Annotated in this window: 16 protein-coding genes; 4 read left to right on the plus strand and 12 right to left on the minus strand. The window is 45.6% G+C overall.

Going from position 1 to position 15,708, the window contains the following annotated elements:
- The first annotated feature begins 57 nt into the window (after nt 1-57).
- On the plus strand, nt 58-294 hold the full coding sequence (locus LWP20_RS08745; RefSeq protein ID WP_242927744.1) for a Kazal-type serine protease inhibitor family protein: 237 nt from the start codon (nt 58-60) through the stop codon (nt 292-294).
- Between the two features lie 22 nt (nt 295-316).
- Entirely contained in the window at nt 317-688 is a 372-nt protein-coding gene (locus LWP20_RS08750) for a cupin domain-containing protein (protein WP_242927745.1), read from the plus strand.
- 118 nt (nt 689-806) lie between these two features.
- Here the strand turns inward: LWP20_RS08750 and LWP20_RS08755 are convergent, their stop codons facing one another.
- From LWP20_RS08755 to LWP20_RS08790, 9 genes are all read right to left on the minus strand, one after another.
- Nucleotides 807-1,619: an enoyl-ACP reductase FabI gene (locus LWP20_RS08755; protein WP_242927746.1), complete on the minus strand. Its 813-nt coding sequence runs from the start codon at nt 1,617-1,619 to the stop codon at nt 807-809.
- 92 nt (nt 1,620-1,711) lie between these two features.
- The gene (gene recN / locus LWP20_RS08760; RefSeq protein ID WP_242927747.1) at nt 1,712-3,391 is read right to left on the minus strand and encodes a DNA repair protein RecN; all 1,680 of its coding nucleotides are present in this window, start codon (nt 3,389-3,391) and stop codon (nt 1,712-1,714) included.
- A 115-nt stretch (nt 3,392-3,506) separates the two neighbouring features.
- Nucleotides 3,507-3,737 carry a hypothetical protein gene (locus LWP20_RS08765; RefSeq protein WP_242927748.1) on the minus strand — a complete coding sequence of 77 codons (231 nt, stop codon included), beginning with the start codon at nt 3,735-3,737 and terminating at the stop codon, nt 3,507-3,509.
- Nucleotides 3,738-3,809: 72 nt separating this feature from the next.
- Complete coding sequence (porD, locus tag LWP20_RS08770) at nt 3,810-4,715, minus strand: type IX secretion system protein PorD (protein ID WP_242927749.1); 906 nt, start codon at nt 4,713-4,715, stop codon at nt 3,810-3,812.
- Nucleotides 4,708-5,367, minus strand: a complete 660-nt coding sequence (coaBC, locus tag LWP20_RS18335) for a bifunctional phosphopantothenoylcysteine decarboxylase/phosphopantothenate--cysteine ligase CoaBC (RefSeq protein ID WP_367615739.1) — start codon at nt 5,365-5,367, stop codon at nt 4,708-4,710. The genes porD and coaBC overlap by 8 nt, the downstream gene beginning before the upstream one ends.
- Complete coding sequence (locus tag LWP20_RS18340) at nt 5,351-5,911, minus strand: flavoprotein (protein WP_367615740.1); 561 nt, start codon at nt 5,909-5,911, stop codon at nt 5,351-5,353. The genes coaBC and LWP20_RS18340 overlap by 17 nt, the downstream gene beginning before the upstream one ends.
- Nucleotides 5,912-5,916: 5 nt before the next feature.
- Nucleotides 5,917-6,243, minus strand: coding sequence for a DNA-directed RNA polymerase subunit omega (locus LWP20_RS08780; protein ID WP_242927750.1), 327 nt, complete (start codon nt 6,241-6,243; stop codon nt 5,917-5,919).
- 10 nt (nt 6,244-6,253) lie between these two features.
- Complete coding sequence (locus LWP20_RS08785; RefSeq protein WP_242927751.1) at nt 6,254-7,078, minus strand: outer membrane protein assembly factor BamD; 825 nt, start codon at nt 7,076-7,078, stop codon at nt 6,254-6,256.
- 67 nt (nt 7,079-7,145) lie between these two features.
- Complete coding sequence (locus LWP20_RS08790; RefSeq protein WP_242927752.1) at nt 7,146-8,768, minus strand: OstA-like protein; 1,623 nt, start codon at nt 8,766-8,768, stop codon at nt 7,146-7,148.
- A 148-nt stretch (nt 8,769-8,916) separates the two neighbouring features.
- Between LWP20_RS08790 and tilS the strand changes: the two genes are divergently transcribed.
- Together tilS and mdh are read left to right on the plus strand one after the other, a co-directional pair.
- Nucleotides 8,917-10,245: a tRNA lysidine(34) synthetase TilS gene (tilS, locus tag LWP20_RS08795; protein ID WP_242927753.1), complete on the plus strand. Its 1,329-nt coding sequence runs from the start codon at nt 8,917-8,919 to the stop codon at nt 10,243-10,245.
- A gap of 162 nt (nt 10,246-10,407) precedes the next feature.
- Nucleotides 10,408-11,349, plus strand: a complete 942-nt coding sequence (gene mdh / locus LWP20_RS08800) for a malate dehydrogenase (RefSeq protein ID WP_242927754.1) — start codon at nt 10,408-10,410, stop codon at nt 11,347-11,349.
- A 242-nt stretch (nt 11,350-11,591) separates the two neighbouring features.
- Here the strand turns inward: mdh and LWP20_RS08805 are convergent, their stop codons facing one another.
- The 3 genes from LWP20_RS08805 to mutL all read right to left on the minus strand — a co-directional run bounded on the left by LWP20_RS08805 (nt 11,592) and on the right by mutL (nt 15,251).
- Nucleotides 11,592-12,494: a rhomboid family protein gene (locus LWP20_RS08805; RefSeq protein ID WP_242927755.1), complete on the minus strand. Its 903-nt coding sequence runs from the start codon at nt 12,492-12,494 to the stop codon at nt 11,592-11,594.
- 7 nt (nt 12,495-12,501) lie between these two features.
- Nucleotides 12,502-13,281 (minus strand): rhomboid family intramembrane serine protease, encoded by a 780-nt coding sequence (locus LWP20_RS08810; RefSeq protein ID WP_242927756.1) that lies wholly within the window; start codon nt 13,279-13,281, stop codon nt 12,502-12,504.
- Nucleotides 13,282-13,403: 122 nt separating this feature from the next.
- Nucleotides 13,404-15,251 carry a DNA mismatch repair endonuclease MutL gene (mutL, locus tag LWP20_RS08815; RefSeq protein ID WP_242927757.1) on the minus strand — a complete coding sequence of 616 codons (1,848 nt, stop codon included), beginning with the start codon at nt 15,249-15,251 and terminating at the stop codon, nt 13,404-13,406.
- Nucleotides 15,252-15,708: the final 457 nt, after the last annotated feature.

A 15,708-nucleotide genomic window follows, 5' to 3' on the forward strand; every position in this document is an offset into this window, starting at 1 on the left:
ATGGTTTACCCGTTTCAGGAGTGTGCACGCTTTAGTTTACAATACTTATATAAACCTATGAAAAAAATGTTCCTGCTTATACCTGCCCTGCTGTTGGCCGGTATGTTTTCGTGTAAAAATGCCAAGGTTGCCAACTGTATAGACCAAAGCAAAATTAACCCCGACCTGATGTGCACTATGCAGTACGATCCTGTATGCGGCTGCGATGGCAAAACGTACGGAAATGCATGCGAAGCCCGTCGTGCCGGCGTTACCTCTTACACAAAAGGCGCCTGTGCTGAAGCAGGCAAATAACTTATACTTTAATACTGATATAATGAGCCAAAAAAGATACGTAAAGCAAACCAAGCCATTCCGGGTGCCTACCACTGATGGTAAATTAATTGAAGAGCATTTTGGCCATGCCTCTACCCGTACTTCCGGGTTTAGTGTAGCACACATGATTGCGCCGCCACACTGGAGCGAGCCGCACCAGAACCCTGAATTTGATGAGGTAACTATAGTATTGCGTGGCCGCAAACTTATTGAAATAGATGGCGAGGAGATAGAGGTAAATGCCGGCGAAACTATACTTATAAAAGCCGGGGCCCGCGTGCGTTATGCCAACCCATACGACGAAGAAACTGAATACTGGTCAGTGTGCGTACCTGCTTTCGACATTAATACTGTTCACCGCGAGGAAGAATAAGTATAGATCTGAAAATGTAGAGATTACAACATAAAAAACGCCACTGCTATAGTTTAGCAGTGGCGTTTTTTTATACTTCAAAATGTAAAGACCCTTTTTAGCTCTTCACATCTTCAAATTACTTAGAAATCAACTCCACGATATCCTCAGAGATTCCCATAGTAGAGAAACCACCATCGTGCATCAGGTTCTGCATGGTTACGTAACGGGTCAGGTCAGAGAACAGCGTAATGCAGTAGTCAGCGCAGGCTTCAGCTGGGGCGTTGCCAAGTGGAGACATTTTATCAGCATAATCAAAGAAGGCATCAAAACCACCTACACCTGTACCGGCTGTAGTTTTTGTTGGCGACTGAGATACAGTGTTTACACGTACTTTTTTGCTGCGACCTAAACGGTAGCCATAGTTACGGGCAATAGACTCCAGCACCGCTTTCGCCTGCGACATGTCTGTATAATCAGGGAATACGCGTTGCGCAGCGATGTATGACAAGGCAACTATAGAACCCCACTCGCTCATGGCATCCTGCTTCTCAGCTACGTGCATAACTTTATGGAAAGACAACGCAGAAATATCAAGTGTTTTCAGGAACCACTCATAGTTCAGGTCACCGTAAGACTTGCCTTTACGGATGTTCGGGCTCATACCAATAGAATGCAGTACGAAGTCGATCTTGCCACCCAGGATTTCCTGTGCCTTTGTGAAAAGGTTTTCCAGGTCTTCTACCGAAGTTGCATCAGCCGGAATGATCTGCGCGTTGCAGTGTTCAGCCAGTTTATTTATCTCGCCCATACGCATAGCAAGTGGCGCATTTGTTAACACAAACTCTGCTCCTTCTTCCTTAGCACGCATTGCTACCTTCCAGGCGATTGACTTCTCGTCCAAAGCACCGAATATGATTCCTCTTTTTCCTTTTAAAAGATTGTAAGACATGTCTTTATCAAGTTATTTTTTGTTCCTTTTCAATATTTCTGCTCGCTAAACCTTAGTTAGCCGAAATGAGGCGGCAATATAGCAATATCTTATTACAGTGAAAGCAACTCTTTTGCACTTTGATAGGCATTTGCACTTGGATTTGCGCCCGCGATCATATGTGCTATCTCGTTTACGCGTTCCTCATCGTTTAGTCGTTTTACACGGCTGATGGTGCGGTCTTCCCTATCCTCTTTGTAAACGAAATAATGTGCATTGCCCTGAGCTGCAATTTGTGGCAAGTGTGAAATAGCAATGATCTGGTGCTTCTGCGCCATTTGCTGCATCATTTTACCCACCTTCACGGCCACTTCACCGGAAATACCTGTATCAATCTCATCAAAAACGATGGTAGGCAGGGCAGTTTTATCGGCCAGCATATACTTTACGCTCAACATCAAACGCGAGAATTCACCACCCGATGCGGCTTTTACAAGGCTTTGAGGCTGTGCTCCTTTGTTGGCACTAAAAAGTATGCTTATCTCGTCGGTGCCAGTTGCTGTTGGTGATGTGGTGTTATGCTGGATAACGATGCGTGCATTAGGCATGCCAAGTTCAGCCAGCAAACTATATAGCTCCTGCTCAAAGTGAGGAAATACCGATTTACGACGCTCCGACAGAACTTTTGCATGTTCCAGCACCTCCTTTCCTGCCACTTCCATTGCTTTTTGGGTCTGCGCAATGGCCGCATCAAGGTTAAGTACACTACCTACTTTTTCTTCCAGGTCAGCCTGTATGGTTAGTAATTCGGCTATACTTTGTACCTGGTGCTTGCGCTGCAAAGTATAAATCAGGTTAAGGCGCTCTTGTACCTCTACAGTGCGTTGCGGATCGGCTTCTGTGTTGCGGTCAGCATCTTCCAGCTCACCGGAAATATCTGCCAGTTCGATCATGCAGCTCTCAGTGCGGGTGCGCAGCTCTTCATACTTTGGCGAGAATTGCGCCAGCTGCCCGATAATGTAAGCTGTATCTTTTAAAGCCGCTGTAATATTAAATTCCGATTCCGACAAAGACTGTACTGCCTGTGTCAGCTTTAGCTTAATATCCTCGGCATTCTCCAGTTGCTTTAACTCAATTTCCAGCGATTCCTGTTCTTCGGCCTGCAGGTTGGCATCCGATAACTCGTTTAACAGGAAAGTATGGTAATCAAGCTCTTTCTGAGATTGTGCCAGTTGGTCTTCCAGGCGTTTATATTCTGACTCCAGCTTTTTATACTGCCGGAAAACATCATTGTAAGCTTTCAGATAAGAGGTATTGCCTGCGTAAATATCAAGTGAGGTATTGCCTGCATACACATCCAGAATGTTCAGCTGGAAGCTGGTATCGCCGAGTTGCAGCGTATCGTGCTGCGAATGAATGTCCATCAGGTTATCCCCGATCTTGCGCAGCACGTCCAGCGTTACGGGTGTGTCGTTCACAAAAGCGCGCGATTTTCCGCTTGGGCTTATTTCGCGGCGCAGAATACACTGGTTATCAAAATCAAGGTCCTCGGCGGCAAATACTTCCTGCAGGTTGTAAGAAGAAATATCAAAAACGCCTTCGATTACGCATTTTTCTTCCTGCTTAAACAAAAGCTTGGAATCAGCACGGTTTCCCAGCAACAGACCGATAGCACCCAGCATAATAGATTTACCGGCTCCGGTTTCGCCTGTAATAATATTAAGTACCGGCGATGGGTTCATCTCCAGCTTCTCTATCAGGGCGTAATTTTTTATTTTAAGATCAATCAGCATATATAAGATACTAGACGATAGACACAAGTTACAGCTTTTTGCCTATGCCGGAGTTTGCTTTCTTTTATCTGTTAAGTATAAGCGTTGTTACTAATAAAGTATAAAATATACGCTGTTAGTACGCGGCTTCTTTATCGTAAATAATTTCTTCAATCTGGTTTACAGGCAGTTCATGTTTGTTTCTGCGCCCGTCAAGCAGTTCCAGCTTTTCAGTAGTAAGCGACAAGATCGTACCTTGCACCACCACTTTAGTACGCAACACCACCTGCACATTAGTTTGTTGCAAAATCTCTGAAATATGCTGAGGAATATCTTTTCTGAAGATCCTGTACTGGCGTTTGCCCATAGGTATGCGTTAAATCACGGCAGCTTTTTCTGCTCCGTGAATTTACACCCTTTTTAGTAAATTCTAAAAATTTTAGCGTTTTAGCAAAATCTCGTACTTCGAGTTGTTAGTGGGGTCAACCTGGGTTAGTACGGTATAGGCTGCTTGTTTATCGGCGGGGGCTGCCGTTTTAAACATGTTCACCAGCTCATCTGATTTAGCTTCGAAAAAAGAGCGGATAATGGCAGCGCCTGGTTTTTGCTGAGAAAGTTTCTGAATATCCTGCAAAACTGCCAGAACAGATTTCCGCGCTTTCTCCGGATTCTCGGCCATTAGGTCCAGACCCTGGCGGTGGAAAGTATAAATACCTTCGCGCAAGGGCAAAAACTGAGGGTCCTGCAGGTTATCGATCATCCAGTAACGGTTGCGGTTACTTTCGAAAGGCTTCCAGCCCGGGTAAACTGCTCCTTGCGAGGCAGCCAGGTTAAGTATAGCGCGCGCCTTATCAAAAGCGGGCGCACCACCTAATTTACCGAAACTGTCATTATCCATACCTATGATCATGTAGGCATAAAAGGCCAGCATAGATGACAGGTTGGATCTGTAATTATTTTCGGCGTAATCTAATGGCTGAGCTTCGTTGTACTGGAAAGTCCAGTCTTTATCAACAAAAGAGAAAAGAGTGGTTTCATAACCGGTGCCATAAGCAGGCCTAACCGAAATTACCTGCACATTTGCTTTAAAAGTTCCGATCTCGGGCATTTCGGTGAGGCTGATGAGCAGGCGGCATTTAATGCGCTCCTCTACCCGATATGCTTCGTCTGTCCACCGGCGGTTGTTCATAAACTCGAAAATGCGGTTCTGCATATCGGTAAACAACTGGCGGTCGGTATACTGTACCTGTTCGCTGTTAACTACTACATCGCATTGCAGCTCCTGTGCTTTAGCACCTAAAGCAAAGGCAAGTATAAACAGCAAAACAAGTATATTTTTAAGCATGCGTACGCTCCCAGATTAGGTTTACAATATCCTGTGCTACTTCAGTCTTTTGTTTAAGCTCAAATGCAGTTGTAGTTTCAGGCTCTATAATAGTGATCTTATTTGTATCGTGCTTAAAACCGGCCCCCGGATCGTTGAGCGAGTTCAGAACGATCATATCCAGGTTCTTTTTTTTCAGCTTTTCCTGCGCATTGGTGTTTTCGTTATCAGTTTCGAGGGCAAAGCCTACCGAAAACTGGTGCTCTTTTTTAAGCTTACCAAGGGCTGCAGCTATATCAACGTTCTTTACGAGTTCAATCGTCAGCTCGTCGCCGGATTTCTTTATTTTTTTTAAGCTGGCTGCTTTGGGTTTATAGTCTGCCACGGCTGCAGCAAATACCCAGATATCAGCATCAGATGCCAGCTTTTGCACAGCAGCATACATTTCGTCGGCGGAAGTAACGGGTGTAACCGCAATAGAAGTATGAGTTGGCTTCAGGTTTGTTGGCCCCGCTACTAACTTAACATTAGCACCACGCGCTGCAAAGCACTCGGCAAGGGCAAAGCCCATTTTACCAGTAGAATGGTTTCCTATAAACCGAACAGGATCGATGGCTTCGTAGGTTGGACCGGCTGTAAGTAGCACGGTTTTGCCGCTAAACGTTTTTTCCACTGCCAGCAAAATAATTCTCTAATACTTGCACTATCTCTTCCGGCTCTGCCAGTCGCCCCTGCCCTATAAGCCCGCTTGCCAGCTCGCCGTACCCTGCTTCTATAATCTGATTGCCATAGCTGCGTAGCTTCGCAAAATTAGCCTGTACCGATGGGTGCTGATACATATCCAGGTCCATGGCCGGCGCTACAAAAACAGGGCATCGGGCAGAAAGGTAGGTAGCACTGAGCAGGTTATCGCAGAAGCCGTTGGCAAATTTGGCTATAGAATTGGCACTTGCCGGCGCCACCACCATGGCATCAGCCCAAAGGCCAAGCTCTACATGGTTTGCCCATACACCGCGCTCATCCTGCACAAAACTGGAGAGTACAGGCCGCTTAGATAGGGTGGCTAAAGTAAGAGGGGTTATAAAGTCAGAAGCAGAAGCAGTCAAAATGACCTGAACTTCTGCTTCTGCTTTAACGAGTTGGCGAACAAGTATAGCTGCTTTATAAGCTGCTATACTTCCGCAAACTCCCAGTAAAATCTTTTTGTGCCGGAGCATCCGGATTACAGCGTATTTTCCTGTGTTTCTTCGTCTGGCACTCGTACGTATACTCCGCCTTCCAGAAACTCCTCGATAGCAAGGTTAGTTGGCTTAGGTAAACGCTCATAATATTTAGAGATCTCGATCTGCTCGCGGTTCTCAAATACTTCTTCCAGGTTATCTACTGTAGTAGCAAATTCTGCCAGCTTAGAGTTTAACTCCTCTTTTAGCTTAACGGCAATCTGGTTTGCTCTTTTAGAAATAACTGAAACAGACATGTAAACATTACCAGTTTGCTTAGCAAAATCGGCCATGTTACGTGTTACAATTGATGATGGAACTGATGCCATATATACTCCTTTATGAATTTTCCTTATTAATTTTCTTTATTTTCTCCAGCTCAGACAGCGTGTTCTCGTAGATCTGCTCGGCATTACGCAAATAACTACTTTCCGGATACTGGTCTATAAAGCCCTGGTAAAAATCAGCTGCTTCCATAAACCGTTCCTCCTGCTTGCTGGGTATACTTTCCATTGCAAATTTATACTGCGCATCCAGCTTCAGATATGCTACTTCTTCGCTGTAAGGCGATGCCGGGTGCTCGCGCTGGAAGTTTGTAAAAGCCACCACCGCAGATTTGTAATAACGCAGCTGATAGTATAAACGTGCACTCTCAAATGCCTTTTTGTCCAGCTTCACATTCAGGCCATCGATCATCTCGTTCACCTCTTTGGCGTGTTCGCTTGCCGGGTAGCGTACTAAAAATTCCTGCAACGCCTCTAACGAAGTAGCGGTGCTGGTCTGGTCCTGCTCGTGCGCCGGCGACTGGTTGTACAGCGATTTTGCCTGCAGGAACATAGCTTCTTCAGCCAGCGGACTTCTTGGGTAAGTGGTATAGAAAGTCCTGAAATAATTTTCGCTCAGGATATAGTCGCCTTGCTGAAAGTGAGTCATTGCCTGGTAATACTGGGCTTTCTCGGCCTCTTCGGTTCCGCTTAGCAAAGGAATAACCTGGTCCAGCAACTGGCTGGCGCGGTAGTAATCCTCTTTTTCGTAATACTGCAGGGCGGCCTGGTATTTTTTAGTTACGTCGTTGCTTTTCAGCAGCTTCTGGAAGTTACTGCAGCCAGTGGCCATCAGCAACAAGCCTAAAAGTACAACGGTATGGAAAAAGCCTCTATTCATGAACGGGCAAAATTATAGAATATCTGTGTGATTTACAAAGATGAAAAATATCGTGCAATATAACTGGTTACTTTTTAGGTCGGGCAGCTTTCTTTTGCTTTGTAGTTGCTTTTCCTTTTTTTGTTGATGACGCAGCTTGCTTTTTAGCCTTTGGAGCCGCCGGGGCACGTTTAGAGAAAACTGTTTTTTTGGTCGGCCGCAGGTCTGCCATCCAGTTAAAGCCTTCCAGTTTGCGGTCTGGCTCTTTCAGTTCATGCGGCGGAATAAAACTTGCATCCGGATTTACAAGAAACGAGATAGACTTGAGTTTATTTTCTGCAAACTTTAAAACCATATCGCTGCAGATGGCCTTGTTCATGCCTGTTAAGGTAGAGTCTCCTTCCAGGGCAAAGTATAAGCTCTCGCCATTCCCGTTCACATTTACCCGCCGGATATTTCCTTTCTGAAAAAAGGCTACCATGTCTCGGCCCTTCACCTGGTTATAGTTCTTCAGGGTATCTTCAGAAGTTATAAAGGCGTTGCCGAACATAAACATCCTGTCGATGGTTTTGTTGCGCAAATGAATACGGATCGTGTCTGACACCATCTGGCTCTCTTCGCTCCACAGTACCGGCTTTACATTCATGTACATAACAGAATCAGTGCGGTTGTAACTGAGCGAATCGCATTTACCCTGCAGGTCAGATTTAAAGATTTTCACCTTGTTGTAAGCATAAAGCATACTTGGCATCTTCGGATTCTTTGACTCCTGCGACATAAGCGTATCGGCAGACATGTATAAAGTATCTTTATCCATGATGGTTTCCATAACCGGGCTACCGTACACTTTGGCTACTCCCCTGTCGCGCCAGTAGCGGCCTACATTACCACGAATGGTTACATCATCTTTCAGCGAACGCAACGATACGTTTTTCTCAGCATAACCATACCCCCTGGCCTGATCATAGTATAATTTATCGCCACCTAACCTGTACTCTGGTGTAAGTATATAAGCGTTGCGGCCAAAGTTTGAGATTTTAGTAATGGTGTTATAATTACCTTCTTCCGCGTAAAGGTCGCCTTGCTGGCCTTTGATATAAGTAGGTCCCTGAAAGTATACAATCTTGCTTTGTGTATTATACTTCAGGTTCTGGGCTGTAATGTTATACTCTGCAGAAAACACTTTTACATTCTGCTGGAAAGTATACATGTTGGTTTTGGTGTCGTAAGATCCGCGGCGGCTTTCGAGTCTGTTCTCAGGGTCTACAATAGTACCGCCTTCGGTGTAAGTAGCTGTGCGGGTATTCAGGTCGTAATCTAGGCTGGGCGTGGTAAGTGTCATGCGCGGGTCGCGCATCACAACGTTGCCGCTCATACGGGCAGTGCGCTTGTTGCCATCGTATGTAGCACGGCTACCCGACATACTGATAGAATCGCCTTGCGCAACACGCACATTGCCAAATGCCTCCAACACCTGCCCATCGCTGTATCTGTAAACTGAATCGGCGTGCAGGAACGTTTCGTTTTGCTTAAACACCACGTTCCCTATCAGCTTGGTAATCCGCTGACCGTTAAAAATGCCACCTTCCAGATTATCGGCACCCTGCAGCTCTACTTTATCTTTTTTGGGTTGCTGGCCCTGTTGCTGTGCGAAAACCGACAGCGAAAGCAGCATAAAGACAATAGAATACAGTAGTTTTGTGATCTTCATTCGTTTTAGATGTTAGACAATAGATTTCAGATGTTAGACCTACAGAAATGACAGACCTTGTAAAGCTGAACACTTCTAATAGCTAACTTCTAAATACTAGCGTCTATTTATACTTCAAAATTATAAAAAATTTACCAGCCGCTGCCTTATGCTACAGAAAGTTTTAGGTTTTATCCAATCGCACAACCTTTGCCAACCCGATAGTAAGATTTTAGCTGCCGTAAGCGGCGGCATAGATTCGGTAGTGCTGTGCGAGGTGCTGCATAAATTAAAGTATACGTTTGCATTGGCGCATTGTAACTTTGGCTTGCGCGCCGAAGACGCAGAAGCCGACCAGTTATTCGTAAAAAAACTCGCCAAGAAGTATGAGGTACCCTTTTTTACTGAAAACTTTAACACCCGCGCATTTGCCGAGCAGGAAAAACTTTCGATACAAATGGCTGCCCGCACCCTGCGCTATACCTGGTTTGAGCAGGTAAGGCAGCAGGAAGGCTACGATTACATTGCCACCGCCCACCATAGCAACGATACCACTGAGACCATATTGCTGCACCTTACCAAAGGCACAGGCATAGCAGGTTTACATGGCATTCCGGCTAAAAACGGTCACATCATCCGGCCAATGCTTTCGGTTACCAAAGATGATATCTTTGATTTTGTTACAAGCAACAAGCTCATTTGGCGCGAGGATGTATCAAACGAGACCACCAAGTACCAGCGCAACAAAATACGCCACGAGGTAATTCCTATACTTAAAGAGATAAACCCGAACCTGGAAGAAACCATGCAGCACACTGCCGAACGGGTGAGCCATGCCGAAAGTATAGTTGCCGCTTATATCGAAAACCTGCGCGAGCAAAGTATAAAAGAAGCTGAAAATGCTTTTTACATATCGCTGAGGCCACTGCAGAATGCAACAGGTTTGCCTGTGGTGCTGCACGAGCTGCTGCGCCCATTTAACTTCAGTTATAGTGTGGTTTTAGAATTGGTGGATGCGCTGGACGGAATATCAGGTAAGCAGTTCGAGTCGCCGAGCCATATACTTGTTAAAGACCGCGAGCAGCTTGTAATTACCCCAAAAAACCTGGGCAACTTTGGAAGTATAAGTATAGCCGAAGGCCAGACTGAAGCTGAAATGGGCAACATGCACTTTACTTTGCGCTATGTTGATGCCGACAAGTATAAACTAAACACCAAACATAATGTGGCCGCACTGGATGCAGAACAACTGCGGTTTCCGTTGAAGCTGCGTGCCTGGCAGGAAGGCGACTGGTTTGTGCCGCTGGGCATGAACGGCAAGAAAAAGATAAGCGACCTGCTGATTGACAAGAAAGTTCCTGCAAACCTTAAGAGCCAAACACTGGTATTAGTATCTGACCAATCCATAGCCTGGGTTGTAGGCCAGCGCCTTGATAACCGTTTTAAGGTAAGCGACAAGACGCAGCAAGTGCTGGAAATAACTCTTGACAGATGCTAGCTATAAGATTTTAGCCGGTAAAATTTTTCATGCTATGATATTCAATAAAATTTTATAGTCTAATATCTAATATCTAACGCCTATTGTCTGTCTTTAATAATAGATTTTTCTAATTTTACAGGACTTAACCGAATTTCAAACTAACATAAAGTATATCCGACAATGAAAGTAACCGTAGTTGGAGCGGGTAACGTTGGGGCAACATGCGCCGATGTACTGGCTTACCGCGAAATCGCGAACGAAGTAGTGCTAGTGGATATTAAAGAAGGTTTTGCTGAAGGCAAGGCACTTGATATCTGGCAGAAATCGCCTATCAACCTGTACGATACACGCACTGTTGGCGTAACAAACGACTATACACGCACCGCTAACTCTGATGTTGTAGTTATTACGTCTGGCTTGCCACGTAAACCAGGCATGACCCGCGATGACCTTATCTCTACTAACGCGGGCATCGTTCAGTCGGTAACTGAGAATATCGTAAAGCACTCTCCAAACGCCATCATCATTGTGGTTTCTAACCCGCTTGATGTTATGACTTACGCAGCTCACATTACTTCAAAGCTGCCACGCACTCGCGTTATGGGTATGGCTGGTATCCTGGATACTGCCCGCTACAGAGCTTTCCTTGCTGAGGCACTTAACGTATCTCCAAAAGACATCCAGGCAGTATTGATGGGTGGCCACGGTGACACAATGGTTCCGCTTCCGCGTTACACTACGGTTGGCGGTATCCCGGTAACGGAGCTTATCGACGAAGAAACGTTGAACGCTATAGTTGAGCGCACTAAGAATGGTGGTGGCGAGCTTGTGAAACTGATGGGTACTTCTGCCTGGTATGCACCAGGTTCAGCAGCTGCTCAAATGGTAGAGGCAATCGTTCGTGACCAGCGTCGTGTATTCCCGGTTTGCGTGAAGCTTGAAGGCGAGTATGGCATCGAAGGCGTATACCTGGGTGTACCAGTTATACTAGGCAAGAACGGTATCGAGAAGATCATCGAACTGCAACTGAACGAAGACGAGAAGCAATTGCTTGAGACTTCTCGCGGACACGTGAAAGAAGTTATGGACGCGCTTGACAACATTAACGCAGCCAAAGCTTAAGTATAAATTTTATACTTGTAATTACTAAAAACGCCGCTTCTGAAAAGAAGCGGCGTTTTGTTTTATATCAGTTCCAGTTTTAGTAAAGGCCTCGTAGCGTTCCCGAAAGCTTTCGGGACAGGTCTCGGGCTCCTGCCAATGTCTTGCTACTAAGCAACGGCATTGGCATAGACCTTCTGACGCTCGGAGTTCTGAAGATCCTGCTTGAGATTCCTGCTATGGCTCAAAATAACAAATGTTCCCTACTCCTTCTGGCTTGCCTGGAACAGCTTCTGTTTTTCTTCTTTGGATAAGCTTTCGTAACCTGAGCTGGAGATTTTGTCAAGTATAAGATCTATCTCGGTCTGGCTTGGTTTGTTAGAAGCATAGTTCATTGTTGCGCCTCGGCTGGCTGTTGTAACCGTTTGGCGGTGGGTTACTTTCAGTTTTGGCCTGCGCGTGAATAAACCAGTAAAGAAATTTAGAACAGCATGCAAAGGCCGGCCCAGGTCGGTTCCGCGCTGCAGCTGCTTAATGTAAAGCCATCCCAGGAAAGCGCCGCCTAAGTGGGCAATGTTACCACCCGCATTATCGCCTACTGCTCCCGAAATAGAAAGTATAACCAGGAAAGCAGCAATATATTTTATGCGTACCGGCCCGATCAGGATCAGGTTGAAAGTATAGTTTGGCAATAAAGTAGCCGCCGCCACTACCGTGGCCAGCACACTTGCCGAAGCACCGATCATCACGGAGAAAGCGGCCCTATCTGCAAAGTATGGAATAAAGTTATAGCTCAGCATGTAAAGTATACCGCCTGCAACACCACCCAGCATATACAGGCTCAATAGCTTTTTATCCCCAAGGTATTCCCGAATCAACTGCCCAAACCAGTATAGGTTCAGCATGTTAAAGATAATGTGCAGAAAACCTTCATGGGTAAAGAAGTAAGTTATCAGCGTCCAGGGGCGGGTAATAAAAGTAATGGGGCTGGCATGCAGTGCAACAAAACGCATTAGCGAATTATAAACACCAGAGCTCCCCACTAAAAACAGCACGGTCTTCAACACGATCAATGCTACAAACACGATCACGTTGATCAAGATTAGCTGCTTCAGGGTGTTATTAGGCCTGCGGAAGGCGTCTTTTATATCTTCAAATATACTCATGGTAGGTTTAGTAGTGATCCTGGTAATCGTTGCTCTGCCACATTTTTACCAGTATATACGCAAACAACATCCCGCCGAGGTGTGCAAAATGGGCTACATTATCGCCCGGCACACGGTTAAATCCGGCATATAATTCATAAGCCCCATACATGAGCACAAAATACTTTGCCTTTATAGGTATGGGCAGGAAGAGCAGGAATAATTCGAGGTTCGGAAAGAGTAATCCAAACGCCATCAGGATACCAAAAACTGCACCGGAAGCACCCAGCATCGGGCTGTTGAATACCTGGTTAAATACATAACGCACCGCATCCTTGCTTTCTGATACATAGGCTTCGTTATCAGGGTTGCGCTGAAATTCTACGGCAAAATTCTTATCGAAACGACCGGCATAGTGCTCCTCCATATAGTTATAGTACCCCATTGGCGTAGGGGCTTCTATATACTGCGTGGTGTCTGCCCGCAGTTGATGTATTTCATAGGCTCTAACGCCAGAATATAATACACTTGCGCCCAGACCAGTAATCAGGTAAAAAGCCAGAAAACGCTGCCCCCCCCAGAATCGCTCCAGCAAAGGCCCGAAGATAAACAAGCTGAACATGTTGCTGAACAGGTGAGACCAGTCGCCATGCAGAAACATGTGCGTAAGCAACTGCACCGGCATAAAGTTTTGTGAGCCAAAGTGGTAGAGCGCAAAATCTGCCGAATTAAACAGCCTATCCTGCAGCATAAAAACGACCACATTAATGATCAGGAGGTTCCTGACCATAGGGGTGATATTGAACATGCGAATTTTCGTTTACAAGTATAAATTCTGAGCAGGTTTAGCCCGGAGTTATACTTAGGTCAAAGGTTGTGCTGTAAGTTATCAGCTAATAGCACCTAACAAACAACGGTTTAACAATAAACTCAGCCTTTCTGAAAAAGGGCGTGCAGCTGGTTAAGCTCCATCATTACCAGCGTTTTTTGTCCGCTTGGCGAATAGTTGGGCACTTCACAGGCAAACAGCTTATCTACGAGCGAATTCATTTCGAGGTCAGACATACGCGTCTGAAGCTTGGATGCCAGCCTTTTTGCCATAGCACGCGCCAGGTTTTCTCTTTTATCAAGCTTTAACGTAGCCGAATTGTTTTTATACTGCTCAATTAATTCTTCCAGCAGCTCTTTTTCGTTGGCAGCATGCACATCGGCAGGTATACCGTTCAGTATAATCGTATTGCCGCCAAAATCTTCAAACTGAAAGCCCATATCCTGAAACTCAGCATAAAGTTCTTTCAGAAGCGTAGCATCGGCTGGTGATAAATCTATAGTTTGCGGGAAGAGCAGCGCCTGCGAAGCTCCGGTTTTCCGGTGCTGCAGCGAGGCCATATACTTTTCATACAAAATCCGCTCCTGGGCTGCCTGCTGGTCTACTACCATTACGCCGGATTTAACCTGCACCAGCAAGTATTTCTGATGGATCTGCAATGCCTTGCTACTGCTGCCGCTTGCCGGACTTGCCGGCGCAAAGGCATCATCCAGAAAATTCATGGTAGAGGCTGAGGTGATGCGCTCTTCGCTGGCTGGCTGTTGCTTTAAAGGTTCGTACAATTGCTCCCACCCTTTCGAGCTCATGCGTTTTGGTGAGGCAGGTGCCGTAAATCCTGAAAAGCTGCTTTCTCTTTGGTTCTGGCCTTCGTTTTCAAACTCGCTTACCGTATTCTGAATCCGGATGGGCTGTAGAGGCGCAAAATTCACATCCCCGTCAAAATCCAGGGATGGTGCTATGTTGTGTAACCCCAACGATTTTTTAACAGCAGCGTGCACGATGGCATACACCGTTTTTTCATCCTCAAACTTGATCTCGGTTTTGGTAGGATGTACGTTTATATCAATTTTTTCAGGCTCTATATCGATGAAGAGCACATAAAAAGGATGGCTTTCTTTTGGCAGCAAACCTTCAAAGGCCGTCATAACGGCATGGTTCAGGTAGCCACTTTTAATAAAGCGGTTATTCACGAAAAAGAACTGCTCGCCACGTGTTTTACGCGCAAACTCCGGCTTGCCGATGTAGCCGCGCACCTGCAGAAATGATGTATCTTCCTCGCAATAAGCCATCTGCTCTTTATAGTTATTCCCAAACATGCCTACAATGCGCTGGCTTAATTTGGTAGCAGGCAGGTTAAAGATCTCGGCATCGTTGTGGTACAGGGCAAAGGCAACATCCGGGTAAGCCAGTGCCACCCGCTGAAACTCATCCAGGATATGGCGCATTTCTACTGCATTTGTTTTCAGGAAATTACGGCGTGCCGGTACGTTATAAAACAGGTTCTTGACAGCAATAGAAGTACCCGCCGGGGTAGCTACAGGCTCCTGTATAACAACAGCCGAACCTTCTACCAGCAGCTTGGTTCCGGTTTCGGCTGCCTGTGGTTTTGTCTTAAGTTCTACTTGGGCAACTGCACCTATAGATGCCATTGCCTCGCCCCTGAAACCCATGGTACGAATCCTGAAAAGGTCTTCAGTTGAGCTGATTTTAGAGGTTGCATGGCGCTCAAAGCACATACGGGCATCCGTTTCCGACATGCCTATTCCATTATCCACTACTTGTATCAACTGCTTGCCTGCCTCCTTCACAATCAGCTGCACACTGGTAGCATGAGCATCAATGGCATTTTCCAGCAACTCCTTCACTACCGAAGCCGGACGTTGCACCACTTCGCCGGCAGCTATCTGGTTGGCAAGGTAATCAGGCAATAAATGTATAATGTCGGACATCCGCTATAGTTAATCAAATACTAACTTATTACCCCTCAAAATCCCGGTTTTATACTTTGGTCAGGTTTTTGAGATTTACTAATTTGTAAAAACAGAACTTATTCAGAATTAAATTTATTACTAATTTACAGACCGAATACAAAAAGGACCGGAAATATCTGTAAATGCCACTTCGCCTTCCTTGTTGAAAATTACAAATTTGCTTGTATGAATTTTGGAAGATGTGGCGTTAGCAGTTATAAAGGCTGATTCCGGGTTACATGCTGTAACCCGCTCAGTCTGGTTCTCCAACTTAGCGCTGTTCAGCTATGGGCAAAAGGCAGCAGATATTTTATACTTCTGCACCTTGCCGCCTTCTGCAAAAATAGGCTTAATTTCGACTTGTTCCAATATTATAAATACCAGTGCAGGATGTTGAAGAGTTTTAGTTTAGGGCTGCTTATACTTATTTTTCTCG

Origin of the sequence: Pontibacter vulgaris (genome assembly GCF_022758145.1) — a bacterium.
GTDB classification, from domain to species: domain Bacteria; phylum Bacteroidota; class Bacteroidia; order Cytophagales; family Hymenobacteraceae; genus Pontibacter; species Pontibacter vulgaris.

Coding starts and splice junctions, on each gene's coding strand:
- LWP20_RS08755 (WP_242927746.1), bottom strand. CDS start 1,619: ATGTCTTACAATCTTTTAAAAGGAAAAAGAGGAATCATATTCGGTGCT.
- mutL (WP_242927757.1), bottom strand. CDS start 15,251: ATGTCCGACATTATACATTTATTGCCTGATTACCTTGCCAACCAGATA.
- LWP20_RS08790 (WP_242927752.1), bottom strand. CDS start 8,768: ATGAAGATCACAAAACTACTGTATTCTATTGTCTTTATGCTGCTTTCG.
- LWP20_RS08745 (WP_242927744.1), top strand. CDS start 58: ATGAAAAAAATGTTCCTGCTTATACCTGCCCTGCTGTTGGCCGGTATG.
- LWP20_RS18340 (WP_367615740.1), bottom strand. CDS start 5,911: ATGCTCCGGCACAAAAAGATTTTACTGGGAGTTTGCGGAAGTATAGCA.
- recN (WP_242927747.1), bottom strand. CDS start 3,391: ATGCTGATTGATCTTAAAATAAAAAATTACGCCCTGATAGAGAAGCTG.
- LWP20_RS08805 (WP_242927755.1), bottom strand. CDS start 12,494: ATGAGTATATTTGAAGATATAAAAGACGCCTTCCGCAGGCCTAATAAC.
- mdh (WP_242927754.1), top strand. CDS start 10,408: ATGAAAGTAACCGTAGTTGGAGCGGGTAACGTTGGGGCAACATGCGCC.
- LWP20_RS08785 (WP_242927751.1), bottom strand. CDS start 7,078: ATGAATAGAGGCTTTTTCCATACCGTTGTACTTTTAGGCTTGTTGCTG.
- porD (WP_242927749.1), bottom strand. CDS start 4,715: ATGCTTAAAAATATACTTGTTTTGCTGTTTATACTTGCCTTTGCTTTA.
- tilS (WP_242927753.1), top strand. CDS start 8,917: ATGCTACAGAAAGTTTTAGGTTTTATCCAATCGCACAACCTTTGCCAA.
- LWP20_RS08750 (WP_242927745.1), top strand. CDS start 317: ATGAGCCAAAAAAGATACGTAAAGCAAACCAAGCCATTCCGGGTGCCT.
- LWP20_RS08780 (WP_242927750.1), bottom strand. CDS start 6,243: ATGGCATCAGTTCCATCATCAATTGTAACACGTAACATGGCCGATTTT.
- LWP20_RS08765 (WP_242927748.1), bottom strand. CDS start 3,737: ATGGGCAAACGCCAGTACAGGATCTTCAGAAAAGATATTCCTCAGCAT.
- LWP20_RS08810 (WP_242927756.1), bottom strand. CDS start 13,281: ATGTTCAATATCACCCCTATGGTCAGGAACCTCCTGATCATTAATGTG.